Origin of the sequence: Streptomyces kanamyceticus (assembly GCF_008704495.1) — a bacterium.
In the GTDB taxonomy this organism is placed as follows: domain Bacteria; phylum Actinomycetota; class Actinomycetes; order Streptomycetales; family Streptomycetaceae; genus Streptomyces; species Streptomyces kanamyceticus.
Genome location: NZ_CP023699.1, coordinates 7,745,632 through 7,766,765, shown reverse-complemented (window position 1 = coordinate 7,766,765; position 21,134 = coordinate 7,745,632). Strand labels below are relative to the sequence as shown.

At 72.2% G+C, this 21,134-nt stretch carries 19 protein-coding genes; 13 read left to right on the top strand and 6 right to left on the bottom strand.

Annotation, left to right across the window (positions count from 1 at the left end; genetic code table 11):
* Window positions 1-10 precede the first annotated feature (10 nt).
* Genes CP970_RS33715 through CP970_RS33695 form a run of 5 tightly spaced genes read left to right on the top strand, consistent with a single transcriptional unit; the run spans window position 11 to window position 6,609 of the window.
* Window positions 11-949 (top strand): cobalamin biosynthesis protein, encoded by a 939-nt coding sequence (locus tag CP970_RS33715; protein WP_150494353.1) that lies wholly within the window; start codon window positions 11-13, stop codon window positions 947-949.
* Complete coding sequence (locus CP970_RS33710; protein ID WP_055549337.1) at window positions 946-2,511, top strand: cobyric acid synthase; 1,566 nt, start codon at window positions 946-948, stop codon at window positions 2,509-2,511. Before CP970_RS33715 ends, CP970_RS33710 begins: the two co-directional genes overlap by 4 nt.
* Complete coding sequence (locus CP970_RS33705; protein ID WP_055549339.1) at window positions 2,508-4,589, top strand: putative cobaltochelatase; 2,082 nt, start codon at window positions 2,508-2,510, stop codon at window positions 4,587-4,589. Before CP970_RS33710 ends, CP970_RS33705 begins: the two co-directional genes overlap by 4 nt.
* Window positions 4,589-5,197 (top strand): cob(I)yrinic acid a,c-diamide adenosyltransferase, encoded by a 609-nt coding sequence (cobO, locus tag CP970_RS33700; protein WP_055549341.1) that lies wholly within the window; start codon window positions 4,589-4,591, stop codon window positions 5,195-5,197. Before CP970_RS33705 ends, cobO begins: the two co-directional genes overlap by 1 nt.
* Window positions 5,191-6,609: a cobyrinate a,c-diamide synthase gene (locus CP970_RS33695; protein WP_055549343.1), complete on the top strand. Its 1,419-nt coding sequence runs from the start codon at window positions 5,191-5,193 to the stop codon at window positions 6,607-6,609. Before cobO ends, CP970_RS33695 begins: the two co-directional genes overlap by 7 nt.
* Window positions 6,610-6,641: 32 nt before the next feature.
* On the opposite strand, the gene CP970_RS33690 is transcribed toward CP970_RS33695, so the two are convergent.
* Entirely contained in the window at window positions 6,642-7,373 is a 732-nt protein-coding gene (locus tag CP970_RS33690) for a ZIP family metal transporter (protein WP_055549345.1), read from the bottom strand.
* 77 nt (window positions 7,374-7,450) lie between these two features.
* Between CP970_RS33690 and cobC the strand changes: the two genes are divergently transcribed.
* Entirely contained in the window at window positions 7,451-9,010 is a 1,560-nt protein-coding gene (gene cobC / locus CP970_RS33685; protein WP_150494352.1) for an Rv2231c family pyridoxal phosphate-dependent protein CobC, read from the top strand.
* Window positions 9,011-9,564: 554 nt separating this feature from the next.
* Here the strand turns inward: cobC and CP970_RS33680 are convergent.
* Both CP970_RS33680 and CP970_RS33675 read right to left on the bottom strand, forming a co-directional pair.
* Window positions 9,565-10,503 (bottom strand): SCO1860 family LAETG-anchored protein, encoded by a 939-nt coding sequence (locus CP970_RS33680; RefSeq protein ID WP_079044004.1) that lies wholly within the window; start codon window positions 10,501-10,503, stop codon window positions 9,565-9,567.
* 335 nt (window positions 10,504-10,838) lie between these two features.
* A complete protein-coding gene (locus CP970_RS33675) occupies window positions 10,839-11,936 on the bottom strand; it encodes an amidohydrolase family protein (protein WP_055555566.1) in 1,098 nt (365 codons plus the stop codon).
* An 88-nt stretch (window positions 11,937-12,024) separates the two neighbouring features.
* On the opposite strand from CP970_RS33675, the gene CP970_RS33670 reads away from it, so the two are divergent.
* The 6 genes from CP970_RS33670 to thpD all read left to right on the top strand — a co-directional run bounded on the left by CP970_RS33670 (window position 12,025) and on the right by thpD (window position 17,400).
* Complete coding sequence (locus CP970_RS33670; protein ID WP_055555564.1) at window positions 12,025-13,125, top strand: pyridoxal-phosphate-dependent aminotransferase family protein; 1,101 nt, start codon at window positions 12,025-12,027, stop codon at window positions 13,123-13,125.
* Between the two features lie 232 nt (window positions 13,126-13,357).
* A complete protein-coding gene (locus CP970_RS33665; protein ID WP_079044005.1) occupies window positions 13,358-13,687 on the top strand; it encodes a mycothiol transferase in 330 nt (109 codons plus the stop codon).
* 360 nt (window positions 13,688-14,047) lie between these two features.
* A complete protein-coding gene (gene ectA / locus CP970_RS33660; protein WP_079044003.1) occupies window positions 14,048-14,599 on the top strand; it encodes a diaminobutyrate acetyltransferase in 552 nt (183 codons plus the stop codon).
* 110 nt (window positions 14,600-14,709) lie between these two features.
* Complete coding sequence (gene ectB / locus CP970_RS33655) at window positions 14,710-15,981, top strand: diaminobutyrate--2-oxoglutarate transaminase (RefSeq protein ID WP_055553475.1); 1,272 nt, start codon at window positions 14,710-14,712, stop codon at window positions 15,979-15,981.
* 50 nt (window positions 15,982-16,031) lie between these two features.
* A complete protein-coding gene (locus tag CP970_RS33650; RefSeq protein WP_055553473.1) occupies window positions 16,032-16,436 on the top strand; it encodes an ectoine synthase in 405 nt (134 codons plus the stop codon).
* A 64-nt stretch (window positions 16,437-16,500) separates the two neighbouring features.
* Window positions 16,501-17,400 carry an ectoine hydroxylase gene (gene thpD / locus CP970_RS33645; protein WP_055553471.1) on the top strand — a complete coding sequence of 300 codons (900 nt, stop codon included), beginning with the start codon at window positions 16,501-16,503 and terminating at the stop codon, window positions 17,398-17,400.
* A 69-nt stretch (window positions 17,401-17,469) separates the two neighbouring features.
* Here thpD and CP970_RS33640 read toward each other — a convergent pair whose 3' ends face one another.
* The gene (locus CP970_RS33640; protein ID WP_055553469.1) at window positions 17,470-18,531 is read right to left on the bottom strand and encodes an alkene reductase; all 1,062 of its coding nucleotides are present in this window, start codon (window positions 18,529-18,531) and stop codon (window positions 17,470-17,472) included.
* A 160-nt stretch (window positions 18,532-18,691) separates the two neighbouring features.
* Between CP970_RS33640 and CP970_RS33635 the strand changes: the two genes are divergently transcribed.
* Window positions 18,692-19,222, top strand: a complete 531-nt coding sequence (locus tag CP970_RS33635) for a MarR family winged helix-turn-helix transcriptional regulator (RefSeq protein WP_055553467.1) — start codon at window positions 18,692-18,694, stop codon at window positions 19,220-19,222.
* A gap of 247 nt (window positions 19,223-19,469) precedes the next feature.
* Here CP970_RS33635 and CP970_RS33630 read toward each other — a convergent pair whose 3' ends face one another.
* On the bottom strand, window positions 19,470-20,483 hold the full coding sequence (locus CP970_RS33630) for a maleylpyruvate isomerase family mycothiol-dependent enzyme (protein ID WP_055553465.1): 1,014 nt from the start codon (window positions 20,481-20,483) through the stop codon (window positions 19,470-19,472).
* Window positions 20,480-21,097: an RNA polymerase sigma factor gene (locus tag CP970_RS33625; RefSeq protein ID WP_055553463.1), complete on the bottom strand. Its 618-nt coding sequence runs from the start codon at window positions 21,095-21,097 to the stop codon at window positions 20,480-20,482. The genes CP970_RS33630 and CP970_RS33625 overlap by 4 nt, the downstream gene beginning before the upstream one ends.
* Window positions 21,098-21,134: the final 37 nt, after the last annotated feature.

Genomic DNA, 21,134 nt, shown 5'->3' with positions numbered 1-21,134 from the left:
GCTGACCCCCGTGAGTGCCGATCGCGACTTCGCGTACGGCGCCGCCGCCGGTCTCATCGGCGACCTGCTGCTCGGCGATCCGCGCCGGGGCCATCCGGTCGCCGCGTTCGGGCGTGCGGCGGGTGCCGTCGAGCGGGTGCTGTGGCGCGACCACCGCGGGTGGGGCGCGTTGCACGCCATGGTGTGCGCCGGTGGCGCCGCGGGTGCCGCCGCGCTCGCCTCTTCCCTCGTACGCCGTTCACCTGCCGGATCCGTCGCGCTGACGGCCGCCGCGACCTGGGCCGTGGTCGGCGGGACCTCGCTCGGGCGTGAGGCGCGGGCCGTCGGCGGGGCTCTGGAGGCCGGGGACATCGAGGTCGCGCGGGAGCGGCTGCCGCACCTGTGCGGGCGGGATCCGCAGGCGCTCGACGCCGACGGGATCGCGCGGGCCGTGGTGGAGTCCGTCGCGGAGAACACCTCGGACGCCGTGGTGGGGGCCCTGGTGTGGGGGGCGCTCGGCGGGGTGCCGGGGCTCGTCGCCTTCCGCGCCGTGAACACGCTCGACGCGATGGTCGGGCACAAGTCGCCCAAGTACCGGCGGTACGGGTGGGCTTCCGCCCGGGCCGACGACGTCATGGGATGGCCCGGGGCCCGGCTGACCGCCGTCCTCGCGACGCTCGCGGGCGACTCGCCGCGCGGCGCGCTGCGGGCCTGGCGCGCGGACGCCGCGAAGCATCCCAGTCCCAACGCGGGGCCCGTCGAGGCGTCCTTCGCCGGGGCCCTCGGCGTACGGCTCGGTGGGACGCTCTCGTACGCGGGGCGGGTCGAGCACCGTCCTGTTCTGAACGCGACCGGGCGTGCCGTACGGGTCCCGGACATCGAGCGGGCCGTGCGGCTCTCTCGACGGGTGAGCTGGCTGGCGCTGGGGGTCGCGGTGGCGGCCGCCCGGCGGAAACGGAGAGACGCATGAGCGGCGGGCTGCTGGTCGCGGGGACCACGTCGGACGCGGGCAAGAGCGTCGTCACCGCCGGGATCTGCCGGTGGCTGACGCGCAAGGGCGTGTCCGTCGCGCCCTTCAAGGCGCAGAACATGTCCCTCAACTCCTTCGTCACGCACGAAGGCGCCGAGATCGGGCGTGCGCAGGCCATGCAGGCGCAGGCCGCGCGGGTGGAGCCGAGCGCGCTGATGAACCCGGTGCTGCTCAAGCCGGGCAGCGACCGCTCCAGCCAGGTCGTCCTCATGGGCAAGCCGGTGGGCGAGATGAGCGCGCGCGGCTACCACGGGGGGCGCCAGGCGGCGCTCTTGGAGACCGTCGTGGGATGCCTCGATGAGCTCCGGAGCACGTACGACGCCGTGATCTGTGAGGGCGCGGGCAGCCCCGCCGAGATCAACCTGCGGCGCACGGACATCGTGAACATGGGGATCGCGCGGGCCGCCCGCTTCCCCGTCCTGGTGGTCGGCGACATCGACAGGGGCGGGGTCTTCGCGTCCTTCTTCGGGACCACGGCGCTGCTGAGCGCCGAGGACCAGGAGCTGGTCGCGGGGTACCTGGTGAACAAGTTCCGCGGGGACGTCTCGCTGCTCGAACCCGGGCTCGACATGCTGCGCGGCCTGACCGGGCGGCGTACGTACGGCGTGCTGCCGTTCCAGCACGGGCTCGGCATCGACGAGGAGGACGGCCTGCGGGTGTCCCTGCGCGGCGCCGTCCGGGAGTCCGTGGTCGCGCCGCCGGTCGGCGACGACGTGCTGCGGGTCGCTGTCTGCGCCGTGCCACTGATGTCCAACTTCACGGACGTGGACGCGCTCGCCGCCGAACCGGGTGTCGTGGTGCGGTTCGTGGACCGGGCCGAGGAACTCGTCGACGCCGACCTCGTGGTCGTGCCCGGCACGCGCGGCACCGTGCGCGCCCTGGAGTGGCTGCGCGAGCGGGGGCTCGCCGCGGCCCTGGCGCGCCGGGCCGCCGAGGGGCGCCCCGTGCTCGGGATCTGCGGTGGCTTCCAGGTGCTCGGCGAGTACATCGAGGACGAGGTCGAGTCGCGGGCGGGATCCGTGGACGGGCTCGGGCTGCTGCCCGTACGCGTGCGGTTCGCCCGGGAGAAGACCCTCGCTCGGCCGGTGGGTGAAGCACTCGGGGAGCGCGTCGAGGGATACGAGATCCACCATGGCGTGGCCCAAGTCCTCGGCGGGGAAGCCTTCTTGGACGGCTGCCGGGTCGGCGAGGTGTGGGGCACGCACTGGCACGGGTCGCTGGAGAGCGACGCGTTCCGGCGCCGGTTCCTGACCGAGGTGGCGCGCGCGGCCGGACGGCGCTTCGTGCCCGCGCCCGACACGAGCTTCGGCGTACTGCGCGAGGAACAGCTCGACCTGCTCGGCGATCTGATCGAAGAACACGCGGACACGGACGCGCTGTTGGGCCTGATCGAGAAGGGGGTGCCGACGGGTCTGCCGTTCATTCCACCGGGGGCGCCCGCGGCACCCGCACCAACACCAGCGCCGTCAGCAACACCAGAACGTACCAAGGAGGCTCTGTGAGTACCCCGTATCCGTTCACCGCCCTCGTCGGGCAGGACGACCTGCGGCTCGCGCTCTTGCTGAACGCCGTATCGCCCGCCGTCGGCGGCGTGCTCGTACGGGGTGAGAAGGGCACCGCCAAGTCCACCGCCGTGCGCGCGCTCTCGGCGCTCCTTCCCGAGGTGCCGGTCGTCGCCGGGTGCCGCTTCTCGTGCGATCCCGCGGCCGCCGACCCGAACTGCCCCGACGGACCGCACGACGCGGGCGGCGCCACCGCGCGGCCCGCGCGGATGGTCGAACTGCCCGTCGGCGCCTCCGAGGACCGGCTCGTCGGCGCCCTCGACATCGAGCGGGCGCTCGCCGAGGGCGTCAAGGCGTTCGAACCCGGACTGCTCGCCGACGCGCACCGCGGCATCCTCTACGTCGACGAGGTCAATCTCCTCCACGACCACCTGGTCGACCTGCTCCTGGACGCCGCCGCGATGGGCGCCTCGTACGTGGAGCGCGAAGGCGTGTCAGTCCGGCACGCCGCCCGCTTCCTGCTCGTCGGCACCATGAACCCCGAAGAGGGCGAGCTGCGGCCGCAGTTGCTCGACCGGTTCGGCCTCACCGTCGAGGTGGCCGCCTCCCGGGAGACGGACCAGCGCGTCGAGGTGGTCCGGCGCAGGCTCGCGTACGACGACGACCCCGAGGGCTTCGCGGGGCGCTGGTACGACGACGAGAGCGCACTGCGCGAGCGGGTCGTGGCCGCGCGTGCGCTGCTCCCCCAAGTGACCCTGGGTGACGGAGCGTTGCGGCAGATCGCGGCGACCTGCGCGGCGTTCGAGGTGGACGGGATGCGCGCGGACATCGTGATGGCGCGCACCGCGACGGCGCTTGCCGCGTGGGCGGGCCGCACCGACGTGCTGAGCGAGGACGTGCGCCAGGCCGCGCTCCTGGCGCTGCCGCACCGCAGGCGCCGCAACCCCTTCGACGCGCCGGGCCTCGACGAGGACAAGCTGGACGAGACGCTGGAGGAGGCGCGCGAGGACGAGGCGCCCGAGCCCGATGGCGGCGGCTCCCCCGACGGCGACGACGACCCCGACCCGGACGGGCCCGACGGAGGCGGCGGAAAGCCCCCGGCGGGGGACGGACCCGACTCCCCCGAACTGCCCTCCCAGAACCAGGGCGAGAACGGGAACGAGAGCGGGAACTCGGGCGAGGACCAGGGGCAGGACGAGACGCCCGCCCCGGCGCCCGGCGGCGCGGGCGAGCAGCAGGCGGTGCGCGCCGCCGAGCCGTTCCGCACGAAGATGCTGAGCGTGCCCGGCATCGGCGAGGGCGCGGCGGGTCGACGCTCACGCGCGCGCACCGAACACGGCCGTACGACGGGTTCTCGACGCCCTCAAGGCGCCCTGACCAAGCTGCACTTGGCGGCGACCGTGCAGGCGGCGGCCCCGCACCAGAGGGCGCGCGGACGCTCCGGCACCGGACTCGTCGTACGCCGTGACGACCTGCGGCAGGCGACGCGGGAGGGGCGCGAGGGCAATCTCGTGCTGTTCGTCGTGGACGCCTCCGGGTCGATGGCGGCGCGGCAGCGGATGAGCGCCGTCAAGGGCGCCGTGCTCTCGCTCCTCCTGGACGCCTACCAGCGGCGCGACAAGGTGGGGCTCGTGACGTTCCGGGGCGCCGAGGCCGAGGTGGCGCTGCCGCCGACGTCGTCGGTGGACGCGGCTGCGGCCCGCCTCGAATCGCTGCCCACGGGCGGCCGCACTCCACTGGCCGCCGGGCTGTTGAAGGCGCACGACGTGCTGCGTGTCGAGCGGCTGAGGGACGCCGCGCGGCGGCCGCTGGTGGTCGTGGTGACGGACGGGCGGGCGACCGGAGGGGTCGAGCCGGTGGCCCAAGCCGGGCGCGCGGCGCGGCTGTTCGCGGCCGACGGGGTCGCCTCGGTGGTCGTCGACTGCGAGTCGGGCTTCGTACGCCTGGGCCTCGCGGCCCAGTTGGCGGGCGAGCTCGGCGGCACCGCCGTCACCCTCGACGAGCTGCGGGCGGATTCGATCGCCGGACTCGTCAAGGACGTACAGGGAATGAACTCGCCTTCGAGGAGGGCCGCTTAATGCCGCAGGGACAGCCGAGCGTCGTACCGGACGACGGACTCACGACGCGCCAGCGCCGCAACCGCCCGCTCGTCTTCGTCCACACGGGCATCGGCAAGGGCAAGTCGACCGCCGCGTTCGGGCTCGCGCTGCGCGCCTGGAATCAGGGGTGGCCGATCGGCGTCTTCCAGTTCGTGAAGTCGGCGAAGTGGAAGGTCGGCGAGGAGAACGCGCTGAAGGTCCTCGGGGCCTCCGGCGAGGGCGGCACGGTCGACTGGCACAAGATGGGCGAGGGCTGGTCGTGGATCCAACGCGCCCCCGCCGAGGGCGAGTTGACCAACGAGGACAAGGCGCGTGAGGGCTGGGAGCAGGTCAAGCGCGACCTCGCCGCCGAGACGTACAAGCTCTACGTCCTCGACGAGTTCGCCTACCCGATGCACTGGGGCTGGATCGACCCGGCCGAGGTCGTGGAGGTCCTCCGGAACCGCCCCGGCACCCAGCACGTGGTCATCACAGGGCGCAACGCGCCCCAGCAGCTCGTCGACTTCGCCGACCTGGTGACCGACATGTCCAAGGTCAAGCACCCGATGGACGCCGGGCAGAAGGGCCAGAGGGGCATCGAGTGGTAGCTCGCCTCGTCATCGCGGCGCCGTCGTCGGGCAGCGGCAAGACGACCGTCGCGACGGGCCTGATGGCCGCGTTCGCGGCCGCCGGGCTCGCCGTCTCCCCGCACAAGGTCGGGCCCGACTACATCGACCCCGGCTATCACGCGCTCGCCACCGGGCGGCCAGGACGCAACCTCGACGCGTACCTGTGCGGGCCCGACCTGGTCGCGCCGCTGTTCGCGCACGGGGCGGCCGGGTGCGACATCGCCGTGGTCGAGGGCGTGATGGGGATGTACGACGGGGCCGCGGGGCAGGGCGAACTGGCCTCCACGGCGCATGTCGCCAAGCTGCTGCGGGCGCCGGTCGTCCTGGTCGTCGACGCGTCGTCGCAGTCGCGGTCCGTGGCGGCGCTCGTGCACGGCTTCGCCTCGTGGGACCCCGAGGTGCGGGTCGCGGGCGTCATCCTCAACAAGGTCGGCTCGGACCGGCACGAGGCGCTTCTTCGGGAGGCGCTGGAGGAGTCCGGGGTACCGGTGCTCGGCGCGTTGCGCCGGGTGAGTGAGGTCCGGGCTCCCTCTCGGCACCTTGGGCTCGTGCCTGTTGCCGAGCGGCGGGCTGATGCGGTGGAGTCCGTGGCGGCGTTGGCCTCGCGGGTACGGGGCGGTTGCGACCTGGACGCTCTTCTCGCGCTTGCTCGGTCGGCGCCGGGCCTGCCGGGGGTGGCGTGGTCGCCGGGGCTGGTGTCATCACCGGCTTCGCCGAGTTCGTCCTCAAACGCCGGACGGGCTGAGATTCCCGCCGAGCAGGCTGAAAGTTCCGCCGGACGGGCTGGGTACAAGCCAGTTGTCGCCGTTGCCGGTGGGGCCGCGTTCAGTTTTTCGTATGCCGAGCATACGGAGCTGTTGCGCGCCGCCGGGGCCGAGGTCGTGCCCTTCGATCCTCTCCATGACGAGCAACTGCCCGACGGAACCGCCGGGTTGGTGATCGGTGGTGGCTTTCCCGAGGTGTACGCGCCCGAGTTGTCGGCGAACGAGCCGCTCAGGAAGGCGGTGGCCTCCCTTGCGTTCTCCGGGGCGCCGGTGGCCGCCGAGTGCGCGGGGCTGCTCTACCTCTCCCGCGAGCTGGACGGGAAGCCGATGTGCGGGGTGCTCGACGCCGACGCGCGGATGTCGGAGCGTTTGACGCTCGGGTACCGGGACGCGGTCGCCGTGTCGGACAGCGTGCTCGCGGTGGCGGGGACCAGGATGCGGGGGCACGAGTTCCACCGCACGGTCGTGGAACCCGGGGCCGGGGAGTCCCCCGCCTGGGGCCTGCACCAGCCCGAGCGGCGCGTCGAGGGCTTCGTGCGGCAGAACGTGCACGCCAGCTATCTGCACACGCACTGGGCGGCGGAGCCGGGCATCGCACGCCGGTTCGTCGAGAGATGCGCGACGTGACCGTACGCACCGGTCGTACCGGCCCTCGTGGTTCAGCCCGCGAGGCCCACCACCAGCCAGATGAAGGCGGCGCCCGCCACCGTGCACAGCAGGGTCGAGCGGGCCGGGTGGTCGTGGTGCGCCTCGGGCAGGATCTCGGCGGCGGCCAGATAGAGCAGCGCGCCGCCGAAGAAGCCGAGATAGCCGCCGAGCAGTTGCTCCGGAATGGTGAACAGGAGCGTCGACGCGGCGCCCACCACCGGGGCCGCCGCGTCCGCGAACAGCATCGCGAGGGCCTTGCGGCGGGCGTTCCCGTACAGGCTGGTGATCGTGTACGTGTTGAAGCCGTCGGCGAAGTCATGGGCGATGACGGCCAGCGCCACGGCCACGCCCATGCCGCCGCCGACCTGGAAGGCCGCGCCGATCGCGACGCCGTCCATGACGCTGTGCCCGACCATCGCGGCGGCCGCCGTGAGCCCCACCTCGGGGACCCGGCCGTTCGCGTGCTCGTCGGCGCCGTGGGCGGCGTGGCGGCCCGCGAGCAGGTGTTCGACCAGATGGGCGACGAGGAAGCCCGCCACGAACAGGAGCAGGGCCGCGGGGACGCCGAACACGGGCCCGCCAGCGGCCTCCAGCGCCTCCGGCAGCAGGTCGAGCCCGACCACGCCGAGCATCAGGCCGCCCGCGAGTCCCAGGACGAGGTGGCGCCGGTCGGTGACCCGCTGGGCCGTCCAGCCGCCCACCAGCGTCATGAGGAAGGCGCCGAGCGCCACGAACACCGCCATGGCACCTTGCTAACCGATTGACCCACCACGGCGCACATCCGCAGCCGCCGTACCCCCTTCGTACGAAAGGACCGCTCATGGCCGACGCCGACCTCGCCGCCGGTACGGTGCCGGTGCCCGCACCCGCCGCTCTGGTCGTCGGCGTGGGCGCCTGTGAGGACGCCGACGCGGCGGAGGTGCTCGGGCTCGTCCGGGACGCCGTGCGCGACGCGGGGCTCTCCCTGCGGGCCGTCGTCGAACTGGCGACGGTCGACGCGAAGGCCGACGAGCCGGGGATCGTCGCGGCGGCGGCGCGGCTCGGGGTGCCGCTCGTGGCGTACCCGGCGGCGGAACTGGCCCGGGTCCCGGTGCCCAACCCGACCGCGCGGTCCCGCGCGGCCGTCGGTACGCCCTCCGTCGCGGAGGCGGCGGCGCTGCGGGCCGGTGGTGAACTCCTCGTACCCAAAAGGAAGTCGACGCCGCACGGGCGTCCCGCGATGGCGACCTGCGCGATCGCGAGCCGCCCCGGTGAACCGTCCGCCCGCACCGAATCCACGGAGCCCGAGCCCATGCATACGCCTCCCTCTCCCGATCCCGATCCCGGTCCCGGTCCCGATCTGCGGCACCACGGGGACGCGGAGGTACGCGACGACGGCGCGAGCCTCACCGATCTGGCGGTCAACGTGCGGGCCGGCACTCCCCCGGCCTGGCTGAAGGAGCACATCCACGCGTCGCTCGACGGCCTCGCCGCGTATCCCGACGGGCGGGAGGCGCGCCGGGCCGTGGCGGAACGCCACGGGGTGACTCCGGACCGGGTGCTGCTCACGTCCGGGGCCGCGGAGGCGTTCGTGCTCATCGCTCGGGCCCTGAAGGTCCGTCACCCCTACGTCGTGCACCCGCAGTTCACCGAGCCGGAGGCGGCGCTGCGGGACGCGGGGCACGAGGTGGGGCGGGTGCTCTTGCGGGAGGCGGACGGGTTCCGGCTCGACGGGGCGGCGGTGCCGGAGGAGGCCGACCTCGTGGTCGTCGGCAATCCGACCAACCCAACGTCCGTGCTGCACCCCGCGGCCGCCGTCGCCGGGCTCGCGCGGCCCGGGCGGCACCTCGTGGTGGACGAGGCGTTCATGGACGCGGTCCCCGGCGAACGCGAGGCCCTCGCGGGCCGCACCGACGTGCCCGGCCTCGTGGTGCTGCGCAGCCTCACCAAGACGTGGGGGCTCGCGGGACTGCGGATCGGTTACGTGCTCGCGGCCCCGGAGACCATCGCGGCGCTGGAGCAGGCGCAGCCGCTGTGGCCCGTGTCCACGCCCGCGCTCGCGGCGGCACAGGCGTGCGTGACGCCGCGGGCGCTCGCGGAGGCGGGGCACGCGGCGCACCGGGTGGCCTCGGACCGGGCCCATCTCCTCGCCGGACTCGCGGAGTTGGCGCCTGCGGGGGTACGGGTGGTGGAGCCTGCGGAGGGGCCCTTCGTCCTTGTACGGGTGGCGGGGGCGGGGGTGGTCCGGGAGCGCTTGCGGGAGGGGGGGTTCGCGGTCCGTCGCGGCGACACGTTTCCTGGCCTTGGGCCTGACTGGATTCGGCTCGCTGTCCGCGATCGGGGGACCTCTACGGGGTTTCTCTCGGCGCTCAGGGGTGCTCTGCGGCGGCTGCCCCTGTAGGGCCGACTACCCCGCCGCTTCGCGGCGGATACCTTTCCCACCCACCCACCCGTATCTCCGCGACGGACCGTCCCTGTAGGAGCAACCCGCCTCGGCTTCGGCTGTGGGGCGGGGCCGCGGCGGTATGTCCGTCCTCGCCGTCCCAGGCGCACCGCCACGGCTTGGGTACCTCGGAACGAGGCCCCCAGTGCTCCGGGCGAACATACCGCCACGTCCCCTCAAGCCGGGATGGCGGCTGCGGGCCGGTGGGGCTACTGCTGTGGGCAATCGTGCCGCTGGGCGGCACGGGTGGGCACAGCCCCCGTCGCCGAGGAGCGAGGACGGGAGCACACGCCACGGCGCGGGCGGGGGGACGGAACCCCCACCGGCCCGCAGCCGCCAGCGCGCCTGAGGGGACGTGGGGGTATGTGCGAACGGAGCACAGTACAGACCGAGGCAAGGAAGCAAGCCCAGTAGCCCCCGCCCCGGGATGGCGAGTACGCACATACCCCCGCGGCCCCGCCCCCAAGACGAACCCAAGGCGCAGACACCCGCCCAAGGCGCCCCCGCCAGGATCAATCCCGGTTGCGCCGCGCGAACGCCACCACCCCACCACCCGCCACCAACAACGCCACCGCTCCACCCGCGACATACGGCGTCATCGAACTACCCCCCGTCTCCGCCAGGTTCGCCTCAGTCTTCGGTGCCGTCTTCGCGGCCACCGGCTCCTTCGGCTTTCCCTGCGGCTTTGTCCCCGTTTCCTCGCGCGGCTTCGCCGCGGGCGACTCGCACCCGGCCCCCGCCAGCGTCACCGTCCCCTCCACCTCCGCCACGTTCAGCTTCAGCGGATTCACCGACACCTTGAGCCGCAGCGCGGTCGCCGCCGCCGTACGCGATGTCGTATGCGTGCTCGACAGGTCGAGCCGCACCTCACCGACTCCGGGCACCTTCACCTCGGTCGTTCCCGAGGCGGTCAGCGTGACCCGCTTGCCGAGGACCGTCACCCCGCCCAGCAGGTTCGCCTCCGCGACAGGCCGCTTCCCCGCCTCGCAGACCGCCTTCGACGTGACCTGGTCGACCTCGATGAGGGAGAGCAACGGCAGCCCGGGCACGTGCACCTTGGCCCGCGCGATGTTGCTGTAGCCCTCCGCCCTGCCGCCCTTCACCGTGGCCCGCGCCGTCGCCACGTCCGCGCGCAGCACGCTGAACGGCTGTCCTCCGTCGACTCCGTCCAACCGCGCGGTGAGCGCGGTCTTCTCGGCGTCGGCAGGTGCGCGCACCTCGTTCAGGGAGACCTTGAGCGGGACGTTCACGGTCTTGTTGAGCAGGGAGACGTCGAGTCCGGTCCGCAGCACGACGGCGTCGGCGCGGCCGCCGCGCGTGCCCTCGTCGCCGCCCCCGGTCGCCTGCGCGGATCCGGCACCGACGAGGGCCGCGGGACCGGCGGCCAGGGCGGTGGTGATCGCGACGGCGGAGAGGCGGCGCGCGGGCATGCGGAACGTATTGCTGATCACAGTGGTGGAACCCCCACAGGAGAAATGGAGCCACCGGCGGCGCACGCCACATGGGGACATCGCGTGCGCACCGAAGGCGTCGCCCTCCTTCGACGAAGGACGACGCGGGAATCTTTACGCACTCAGAGTGAACGGTCAGCAACCTGGCGTGAGTTCACTCCAAAGGGAGGTTTCCGACCACTTCTTCGAATCTAGAGGCACGGGCGTTCCCGTAGACCCCATGGGCAACGCCCTTATCGGGCAGGGAAGTTGCCGCAAGGAAACATTCAACGACGCGAGCTGAACCCGCGTAACGCCCGGTCAACACCGCACAACGGCCCGGCCCGCACCGACCTTCACCCCACCACCCGCCCGTTCAGCACCACCCGCCGCGGCGCGGCGAGCACCCGCACGTCCGCCCGCGGATCCGCCTCGTACACCACGAGATCCGCCGGCGCACCCTCGACGAGCCCGGGACGCCCCAGCCACTCCCGCGCGCCCCACGTCGTCGCGGAGAGCGCGTCGACCGCGGGGATGCCCGCGAGGGTCAGTTCGGCGACCTCGGCCGCGACCAGGCCGTGGGCGAGGGAGCCGCCCGCGTCGGTGCCCGCGTAGACCGGGACCCCGGCGTCGTACGCGGCGCGGACCGTGTCGTAGCGGCGGTCGTAGAGCCTGCGCATGTGGTCGGACCAGCGCGGGAACTTCGCCTCGCCGCCCGCGGCGAGGTCCGGGAAGGTGGCGATGTTGACCAGCGTCGGGACGATGGCGACGCCCCGCTCGGCGAAGAGGGGGATCGTCTCCTCCGTGAGCCCCGTGGCGTGTTCGACGCAGTCGATGCCCGCTTCCACCAGGTCGCGCAGGGAGTCCTCGGCGAAGCAGTGCGCGGTGACGCGGGCGCCGAGTCGGTGGGCCTCGGCGATCGCCGCCTCCACCGCGCCGCGCGGCCAGCAGGCGGTCAGGTCACCGGCGTCCCGGTCGATCCAGTCGCCGACGAGCTTGACCCAGCCGTCGCCGCGCCGCGCCTCCTGGGCGACGTAGGCGACGAGGCCCTCGGGCTCGATCTCGTGGGCGTAGTTGCGGATGTAGCGCCGGGTGCGCGCGATGTGCCGACCGGCCCGGATGATCTTCGGGAGGTCCTCGCGGTCGTCGATCCAGCGGGTGTCGGACGGGGAGCCCGCGTCGCGGATCAGGAGGGCGCCGATCTCCCGGTCGGTGAGCGCCTGCTTCTCGGCGGTGGCGGCGTCGACAGGACCGTGCCCGTCCAGGCCTACGTGGCAGTGCGCGTCGACCAGGCCGGGCAGCGCCCAGCCCTGGACCGTGCGGATGTCGCCCGCCGCCGTACCGACGGGGCGGTCGTACGTCACCCTCCCCCCGACCACCCACAGTTCGTCCCGTACGTCATCGGGCCCTACGAGCACCCGCCCCTTCACGTGCAACACCGCGTGATCGCTCATGAACAGCAGCCTAAAAGGCGGCCGGTACGCTCGGTACCGCAGCCCGAACGAACTCGTGAGCGAAGTGAGCAGTGACGTGAGCAGTACTGTGACGCACCCCTTTCTGGACCTGGCGCCGCTGAGCGCCCAGCACTTCGCCGCCATCGAGGCGCGGGTGGCGGGGCTGCTCGCGACCGAGCAGGACGTCGTGATCATGCAGGGCGAGGCCCTGCTGCCCCTGGAGGGATGCATCAGGGGCGCCGCGCGGCCCGGCACGACGGCGCTGAACGTGATCACGGGGCCGTACGGCCAGACGTTCGGGAACTGGCTGCGCGACTGCGGCGCGACGGTCATCGACCTCGCGGTGCCGTTCCACACCGCGGTCACCGCGGAGCAGGTGCGCCAGGCGTTCGCCGCGCACCCGGAGATCGACTTCGTCTCGCTGGTGCACGCCGAGGCGGCGACCGGCAACACCAACCCCGTCGCGGAGATCGGCGCGGTCGTGCGCGAGCACGGCGCGCTGTTCATGCTGGACGCGGTGGCCTCGGTGGCCGCCGAGCCGCTGCTTCCCGACGCGTGGGGCGTGGACCTGTGCGTGATCGGCGCGCAGAAGGCGATGGGCGGGCCCGCGGGTGTCTCCGCGGTGTCGGTCAGCGAGCGGGCCTGGCAGCGCCTGGCCGCCAACCCGCAGGCGCCGCGCCGCTCCTACCTCTCCCTCCTCGACTGGAAGGAGCGGTGGATCGACGGCGGCAGGAAGGCCCTGCTGCACGCGCCCGCCCAGCTGGAGATGCTGGCGCTCGAGGCGTGCGTGGAGCGCATCGAGACGGAGGGCCTGGACGCCCTGATGGCGCGGCACGCCACCGCCGCGGCCGCCACGCGCGCGGGTGCGCTCGCGCTGGGCGGGGGCCTTGAGCCCTACGTGTACGAGGCGGGGGACGCGGCCCCGGTCGCCACCACGCTGCGCGCGCCCTCGGGCGTCGACGCCTCCGAGCTCGTCGCCAGGGCACTCGCCGCGGATCCGGTACTGCCACTGGTCGCCGGTGGCGGCGCGCTCGCCAAGGAGATGATCCGCGTCAACCACTACGGCCCCGACGCGACCCGCGGCGTCGTCCACGCCTCGCTGGCGGCACTGGGCGCGGCGATGACGGAGTCAGGCCGCACGGTCGACCTGGAGGCGGCCCGCCGAGCGGTAACGACCGCCTGGCACTAGCCGACATGGCCCCGCCACCGACCAAGGTGGCGGGCCCCGAAACGAAAACGCGCCGAGGCACCGGGCCCCGCAAGGGGCGCGGGGAACTGCGCGACAAGCCACGACGCACCCGCAGCCGCAGACACCCCTCACCACGCAGCCCCTTCGTCCCCCGCCCGGAAGGGCACCGCACCCCCGGTTCGCCACGGGCTGAACCCCGGCGCCCGCCCCAGGGCACGGCACCGTGCCCGTCATGACGACTCCGGACGAAGCACGCGGGGCCCGGCGGGAGGTCCCGCTGCTCTACGGAGAGCCGCCCGGGGGCTTCACCCCGGACCGGTCCAGGACGTTCGCCGAGGTGCTCGCCGTGTGGGAGCGCGAGGTCGCCGTGAGCCGGGAGATCTGCGCGGGGCGGTCGCTCGACGACACGGGGCGTCTCGGCCCCGCCGAGGCGGCCGCGGTGAACGGCGAGGACGTCGTGAGCCCGCGCTGGATCCTCGTGCACCTCATCGAGGAGTACGCCCGGCACAACGGCCACACCGATCTCATCAGGGAACGCGTCGACGGGGTCACCGGATCGTGAATCCACCCCTCCGCCCCTGTCTTCCATTGAATTCCCTCAGACGCCCTCAAGGCATTTTCACGAATTGTTTATAAACCCAAGAAGCACAGCTTCCCGTATTCTTCTGCCCGCTTTCCGGGGACCTAAACACTAAGATTTCAACAGCGCCAACCACCGTAATTCGGACCCACCCCGCAACAGTTGTGGATCTGTGACGCACTCCACATCGCGTCCATTTTGCGTGCTATCTCATGGGCAAATCCCCATAAATGGTCGAGATCTCATGCGGGCGCGCACCCCCGCGTGATAACACATCGACCTCTTTGGCGTAACCCCTTCCCCCGATGCAATCCCAAGAATTGCTCGGTAAATTCAATCCGCATGACCGCTGCACAAGCCGATCTACCGACCGACCTGCAAGCGAAATTCCAAAAAATGCCCGAGGGACTGCGACTCGACAGTCCCGTGGTCGCCGATGGCGCCGCGATCTGGCGGATCGCCCGCGACTCGAAGGTGCTCGACCTGAACTCCTCGTACAGCTATCTGCTGTGGTGCCGTGACTTCGCACGGACCTCCGTGGTGGCGCGGGACGCCGACGGCGAGGTGGCCGGTTTCATCACCGGCTACATCCGCCCCGACCGGCCCGGCACCCTGATGGTCTGGCAGGTGGCCGTCGACCACCCGCACCGCGGCAAGGGACTCGCCGCCGCCCTCCTCGACGGGCTGACCGCGCAGGTGAGCGCCGCGCACCCGGTGGACGCCCTGGAGACGACCATCTCGCCCGACAACACGGCGTCCGAGGCCCTCTTCACTTCGTACGCGAGGCGGCACGGCGCATCGGTCGCGCGCACGGTCCTGTTCGACGCGGGCCTGTTCCCCGACGACGGGCACGAGCCCGAGGTGCTCTACCTCATAGAGCCACTGCCGCACTGAGCGACGACGGACGGCGGGCACCACCCGCCCGGCTCCCCGCCCCACTCCCCCGGCTTTTCCTCAACACCCCCCACCTCCCTCGCACTTCTTCATCTCCCAGGAGATTCGCTGTGACCATCACCCAGCCCGACCTGAGCGTCTTCGAGACCCTGGAGTCGGAGGTGCGCAGCTACTGCCGCGGTTGGCCTACGGTCTTCGACCGCGCGCAGGGCAGCCGCATGTTCGACGAGGACGGCCATGAGTACCTCGACTTCTTCGCCGGTGCCGGTTCGCTCAACTACGGCCACAACAACCCGGTCCTGAAACGCGCCCTCATCGACTACATCGAGCGCGACGGCGTCACGCACGGTCTCGACATGTCGACGACGGCGAAGCGCGCCTTCCTGGAGACCTTCCAGAACGTCGTCCTGCGCCCGCGCGACCTGCCGTACAAGGTCATGTTCCCGGGCCCGACGGGCACCAACGCCGTGGAGTCGGCGCTGAAGCTCGCCCGCAAGGTCAAGGGCCGCGAGTCGATCGTGTCGTTCACGAACGCCTTCCACGGCATGTCGCTCGGCTCGCTCGCGGTGACCGGCAACGCCTTCAAGCGCGCGGGCGCCGGGATCCCGCTGGTGCACGGCACGCCGATGCCGTTCGACAACTACCTCGACGGCCGGACCCCCGACTTCATCTGGTTCGAGCGCCTCCTGGAGGACTCCGGCTCGGGCCTGAACACCCCGGCGGCCGTGATCGTCGAGACCGTGCAGGGCGAGGGCGGCATCAACGTCGCCCGCACCGAGTGGCTGCGCAAGCTCGCCGACGTGTGCGAGCGCTGGGACATGCTGCTCATCGTCGACGACATCCAGATGGGCTGCGGCCGCACCGGCGCGTTCTTCTCCTTCGAGGAGGCGGGCATCACGCCGGACATCGTGACGGTGTCGAAGTCCATCAGCGGCTACGGCATGCCGATGTCGCTCTGCCTGTTCAAGCCGGAGCTCGACGTGTGGGAGCCGGGCGAGCACAACGGCACCTTCCGCGGCAACAACCCGGCCTTCGTCACGGCGGCCGCCGCCCTGGAGACGTACTGGACCGACGGCCCCGCGATGGAGAAGCAGACCCTGGCCCGCGGCCAGCAGATCGAGGAGACCCTCAGCGCGCTGCGCGCCGAGTACCCCGACGACACCGTCGAGTACCGCGGCCGCGGCCTGGTCTGGGGCATCGAGTTCCGCGACAAGGAGCGGGCTAGCAAGGTCGCCAAGCGCGCCTTCGAGCTCGGCCTGCTCATCGAGACCTCCGGCCCCGAGAGCGAGGTCGTCAAGCTGCTTCCGGCGCTGACGATCACGACCGAGGAGCTGGACGAGGGGCTGCGGACGCTGGCACGCGCCGTGCGCGAGACCGCTTGACGGCCGCCCGCCCCGCACCGTACGACAGTTAAGAAAGCAGGCAACTCACCGTGATCGTCCGTTCGTTCAAGGACATTGAAGGCACCGACCGGCATGTGAAGGCCGCATCGGGCACCTGGGAGAGCAAGCGCATCGTCCTCGCCAAGGAGCGCGTGGGGTTCTCACTCCACGAGACCATCCTGTACGCGGGCACGGAGACGTCGATGTGGTACGCGAACCACATCGAGGCCGTCGTCTGCACCAAGGGCGAGGCCGAACTGACCGACGACACGACCGGCGAGAAGTACACGATCACGCCGGGCACCATGTATCTGCTCGACGGGCACGAGAAGCACACCATGCGGATCAAGGAGGACTTCCACTGCCTGTGTGTCTTCAACCCGCCCGTCACCGGCCGTGAGGACCATGACGAGAACGGCGTGTACCCGCTGCTCACGGAGCCGGACGAGGGCTGAGACCGGTCCACCGGTCCGCTGACATCCCGAACAGGGCCGTACGAGAGGAGAGGCAGGCACCACCATGACCACCGCACCCGAACGCACCACCGACCTGTACCCGACCCGAGGCGCCGCAGAGGTGCTCATCGAACGCAAGGACCCCGTGGTGTGGTCCGAGCCGGGTGCCGAAGGGCCGATCGCGGCCGGGGATCTGGCGGGGTTCGAGCGGGACGGTTTCCTGGCGATCGACCAGTTGATCACCCCGGACGAAGTGGGCGTGTACCACGCCGAGTTGGAACGGCTCATGAACGATCCCGCGATGCGGGAGGACGAGCGCTCCATCGTCGAGCCGCGCACGCGGGAGATCCGCTCCCTGTTCGAGGTGCACCGGATCAGTGAGCTCTTCGGCAGGCTGGCCGCCGACCCGCGCGTGGTGGGCCGGGCCCGCCAGATCCTCGGTTCGGACGTGTACGTCCACCAGTCGCGGATCAATGTGAAGCCGGGCTTCGGTGCCACCGGGTTCTACTGGCACTCGGACTTCGAGACCTGGCACGCGGAGGACGGCCTGCCGAACATGCGGACCGTCTCGGTGTCGATCGCGCTGACGAAGAACCACGACACCAACGGCGGCCTCATGATCATGCCGGGGTCGCACAAGACGTTCCTCGGCTGCGCCGGCGCGACGCCGAAGGACAACTACAAGCGGTCGCTGCAGATGCAGGACGCGGGCATCCCCTCGGACGGGACGCTGACCCACTTCGCGTCCGACCACGGCATCCGGCTCTTCACCGGCGAGGCCGGTTCCGCGACGTGGTTCGACTGCAACGCGATGCACGGTTCGGGGGACAACATCACCCCCTATCCGCGGTCGAACGTCTTCATCGTGTTCAACAGCGTGGAGAACACGGCGGTCGAGCCGTTCGCGGCGCCGGTACGACGGCCCGAGTTCATCGGTGCGCGGGACTTCACTCCGGTGAAGTAGCCTGCCGCGTACGACAGTTGGCCCGGCACCCAGGTGGGTGCCGGGCCGACTCGCGTGTGCCGGTCCGTACTACAGCGCCGGGTAGTCCGTGTAGCCCTTCTCCGTGCCGCCGTAGAACGTCGCCTGGTCCGGCGTGTTGTAGGGGCCCTCGGTCCGCAGGCGGGCGGGCAGGTCGGGGTTGGCGAGGAACAGCGCGCCGAAGGCGATCAGGTCCGCGGTGCCGTCCTCGACCAGGGCGAGCGCGTCATGGCTGGTGGGACCGTCGGTCCGCGGGCTCAGGACGAACGTGCCGCCGAACTCCTTGCGCAGCCGGGTGGAGAGCTCACGGACCTCCCCCACCTCCATGACGTGCAGATACGCCAGGTCGAGCGCGGCCAGCTCCTTCGCGAGGGCGGTGTACGTCGGCTCCGGGTCCGGCTCGGAGATGTCGTTGAAGGGGTTGCCCGGCGAGACGCGGAAGCCGGTGCGCTCGGCGCCGATCTCCGCGGTGACGGCCTTGGCGACCTCGACGGCGAAGCGGATGCGGTTCTCGACCGAGCCGCCCCACTCGTCCGTGCGCCGGTTGGAGCCGGGGGCGAGGAACTGGTGGATCAGATAGCCGTTGGCGCCGTGCAGCTCGACGCCGTCGAAGCCCGCGTCGATCGCGTTGCGCGCGGCGGCGGCGAAGTCGCCTACGGTCGCGCGCACCTCGGCGTCGGTCAGCTCGCGCGGGGTGATGAACTCCTTGGGCCCTTCGGCCGTGAAGACCTGGCCGTCGGCGGCGACCGGCGAGGGTGCGACGTTCACGAGACCGTCGGGCAGCAGCACGGGGTGGCCGATGCGGCCCGCGTGCATGATCTGGGCGAAGATCCTGCCGCCCGCCGCGTGCACGGCGTCGGTGACCTTGCGCCAGCCCGCCACCTGGGCCGCGCTGTGCAGGCCCGGGGTGTCCGGGTATCCCTGGCCGACCACGGAAGGCTGGGTGCCCTCGGTGATGATCAGCCCCGCGGAGGCGCGCTGTGCGTAGTACTCGGCGGTGAGATCCGTGGCCACACCGCCCTCACCTGCGCGGCTGCGGGTCATGGGGGCCATGGCGATGCGGTTGCCCAGGCGGTTGCCGGACAGGTCGATCGGGTCGAACGCGGTGGTCATCAGGACTCCCGGGCAGGTTGTTATGTGGTCGGCCAAGTATCTGCGCCGGATGTCACTGTAACCCATTCATTGGCCGACCAAGGTAATATTCCGGAAGACATACTGGAGGCATGCTCGAGACGTCCCGAGAGCACCCCGCGACCAGCAGCAGGAGCACCCGATGAAGGCCGACACCGCACCGTCCGCCACGGCCGGCGACCCCGTCTGTACCCCCGGCTCGCACGGGGTCGCGCAGGCGGGCCCCGTCAGCCTCGCCGTCAGCCGGGTGGCACGGCTGCACCGCGTCGCCGCGGGCAAGCTGCTCAAGGGGCTCGGTCTCTATCCCGGCCAGGAGTTCGTGATGATGCACCTGTGGGACGCGGGTCCGGTACGACAGTCCGAGCTCATCAAGGCGGTCGAGCTCGACCCGTCCACGGTCACGAAGATGCTCCAGCGGCTTGAGCAGGCCGGGCATGTGCGGCGCCGTCCCGACCCGGCGGACCGGCGGGCCGTGCTCGTCGAGGCCACCGATGCGAGTTGCGGGTTGCTTGCCCAGGTGGAGGGGGCCTGGGCGGAGTTGGAGGGGCGGACGCTGGCGGGGCTTGATGTGGCGGAGCGTACGGAGTTGGCGCGGCTGCTTTCCAAGGTGGAGGCGAATCTTTGTGTGGAGACGGCGGGGTGTCCTGAGCGGGTGGGTGAGACCCGGCTCTGACCGGCGCCGTTGCTCGTGCCGTCGTCGGGTGGACCCCAGCGGTGCTTTTCGCGCAGTTCCCCGCGCCCCTGACCGCACCGCTGCCTCTGCCTCCGTCGGGTTGGCCTCAGCCGGGCTTTTGCGCAGTTCCCCGCGCCCCTGACCGCACCGCTGCGCCTGCCCCCGGCGCGTTGACCCCAGCCGGGCCTTTCGCGCAGTTCCCCGCGCCCCTGAGCACGCCGCCGCCCGTGACCCCGTCAAGTTGGTGCTACAGCCACGACAGTGAAGTCGCTCGGGACAGGAGGTGGTCGGATGCGGATTTGTCGCCTGATTGGCCTTGGGGGATTTCGGTTGGGGGGCGGCGGCCGCCTATCAGGAGGCAGAAGTCGACCGGGTCCAGGACCAGTTGGGCGCGTACCGCGTCGTCCGGGTTGCCCAGGATCCATTCGGTGCCGCCGCCCTCTCCCTCGACGGTGAGCGCCACCGTCGGTGCCTGGGGGCCCAGGGCGATGCCGAGGATGCGCACGGCGAGCCGGACGAGTTGCCACAGGTGCGGGACCCGCGGCGGGGGTACCCGCCGGTCGAGCGCCCTGCCGATGTCGTCGGCGTGCACCCAGGCCTCGAAGGCCCGCACCAGGAAGTGGTCGCCGACCGGCAGCCGGACGCCCATCAGCACGGCGGCGCGCGCGGCGAGTTCCGGGTCGTGGGCGGCGGGTGCGGCAAGGAGCCCCGCGGCCTGGTTGCGCCAGGTGGCGACGGTCTGCGCGGGGGTGCGCAGCCGCTCGTGGGCGATGACGTCGGAGGTGCGCGCCGCCCAGGCCGCCCGCCACGACGTACCTTCCGGCGCCGAGGAGGCAGGCACGCGCGCGTGCAGGCCGAGACGGAGTGCGAGCGGCTCGTCCGCGGCGATCAGATGCGCGACGGTGTCGTGCACGTCCCAGTCGTGCACGACCGGCGTCCCCCAGTCACCCCGCTCGTCCAACTCCCCGAGGAGCGCCTGGAGTCCGGCGACCGCGGCCGCGTAGGGCGCGGCGTGCGGGGCGGTCCGCAGGGCGGGGGCGCGGGTGCGGAACGCGCGGGAGAGGACGTGCGGGGCGCCGGAGGGCGACGGCGCCGGTGGCCCCTCCAACTGCCGCACCGTCTCCCGCAGCCCGCGCGCCTCCGTCGAGCAGTCCGCGCAGCCGGGAAGGTGCGCCGTGATCCGGTGTTCGTCGCCGGGCAGGAGCGCTCCCGCCGCCCAGGCGCCGAGCAGTTCGCGTACGTCCTCGTGTTCCGTGGTCATGGGATCTCACCTCGCAGGGGCGGGTCCGCGAGGGTCTCTGCCAGGGTGCGCAGGGCCGTCCGCAGGCGGGTCTTCGCGGTGCCTTCGGGGATGCCGAGCTCGACCGCGGCCTGACGGTACGTCCGGCCCGCGAAGTAGGCCAGGTGCACCACCTGCCGCTGGTGCAGCGGCAGCCGGGCAAGCGCGGAGTGCAGCAGGAGCGAGCGTTCCTGTTCGAGGACGGCCTCGTCGGGGGCGGGTCCTGGGGCGGGGACGGCGCGCAGCACCGTCTCGTCCGCGTGCTTGGCCTTGCGGTGCCGTTCCTCGCCGCGCACCCAGTCCACGGCCCGCCGGTGGGCGAGCATGGAGAGCCAGGCGCGCAGGCTGCCACGGCGCGCGTCGAAGGCGTACGGCCTGCTCCAGAGGTGGGCGAAGACCTCCTGCGCGACGTCCTCCGCGGCGGCGGCGCTGCGGGTGACCCGGGTGGCGACGCGGTGCACGAGGTCGCCGTAGGCGGCGTAGACCTCGGCGAGCGCGGCCTCGTCGCCGTAGACGAGGCGCCGGTGCAGATCGTCGTCGGGCGGTGGCCGTTCGGGGCCGCCTCTCGCGTCCGCCGTGTCGAACGCCCGCTTCATCGGCACCACCACCTCGCGCGGCCGCCCGGCGCGCCCG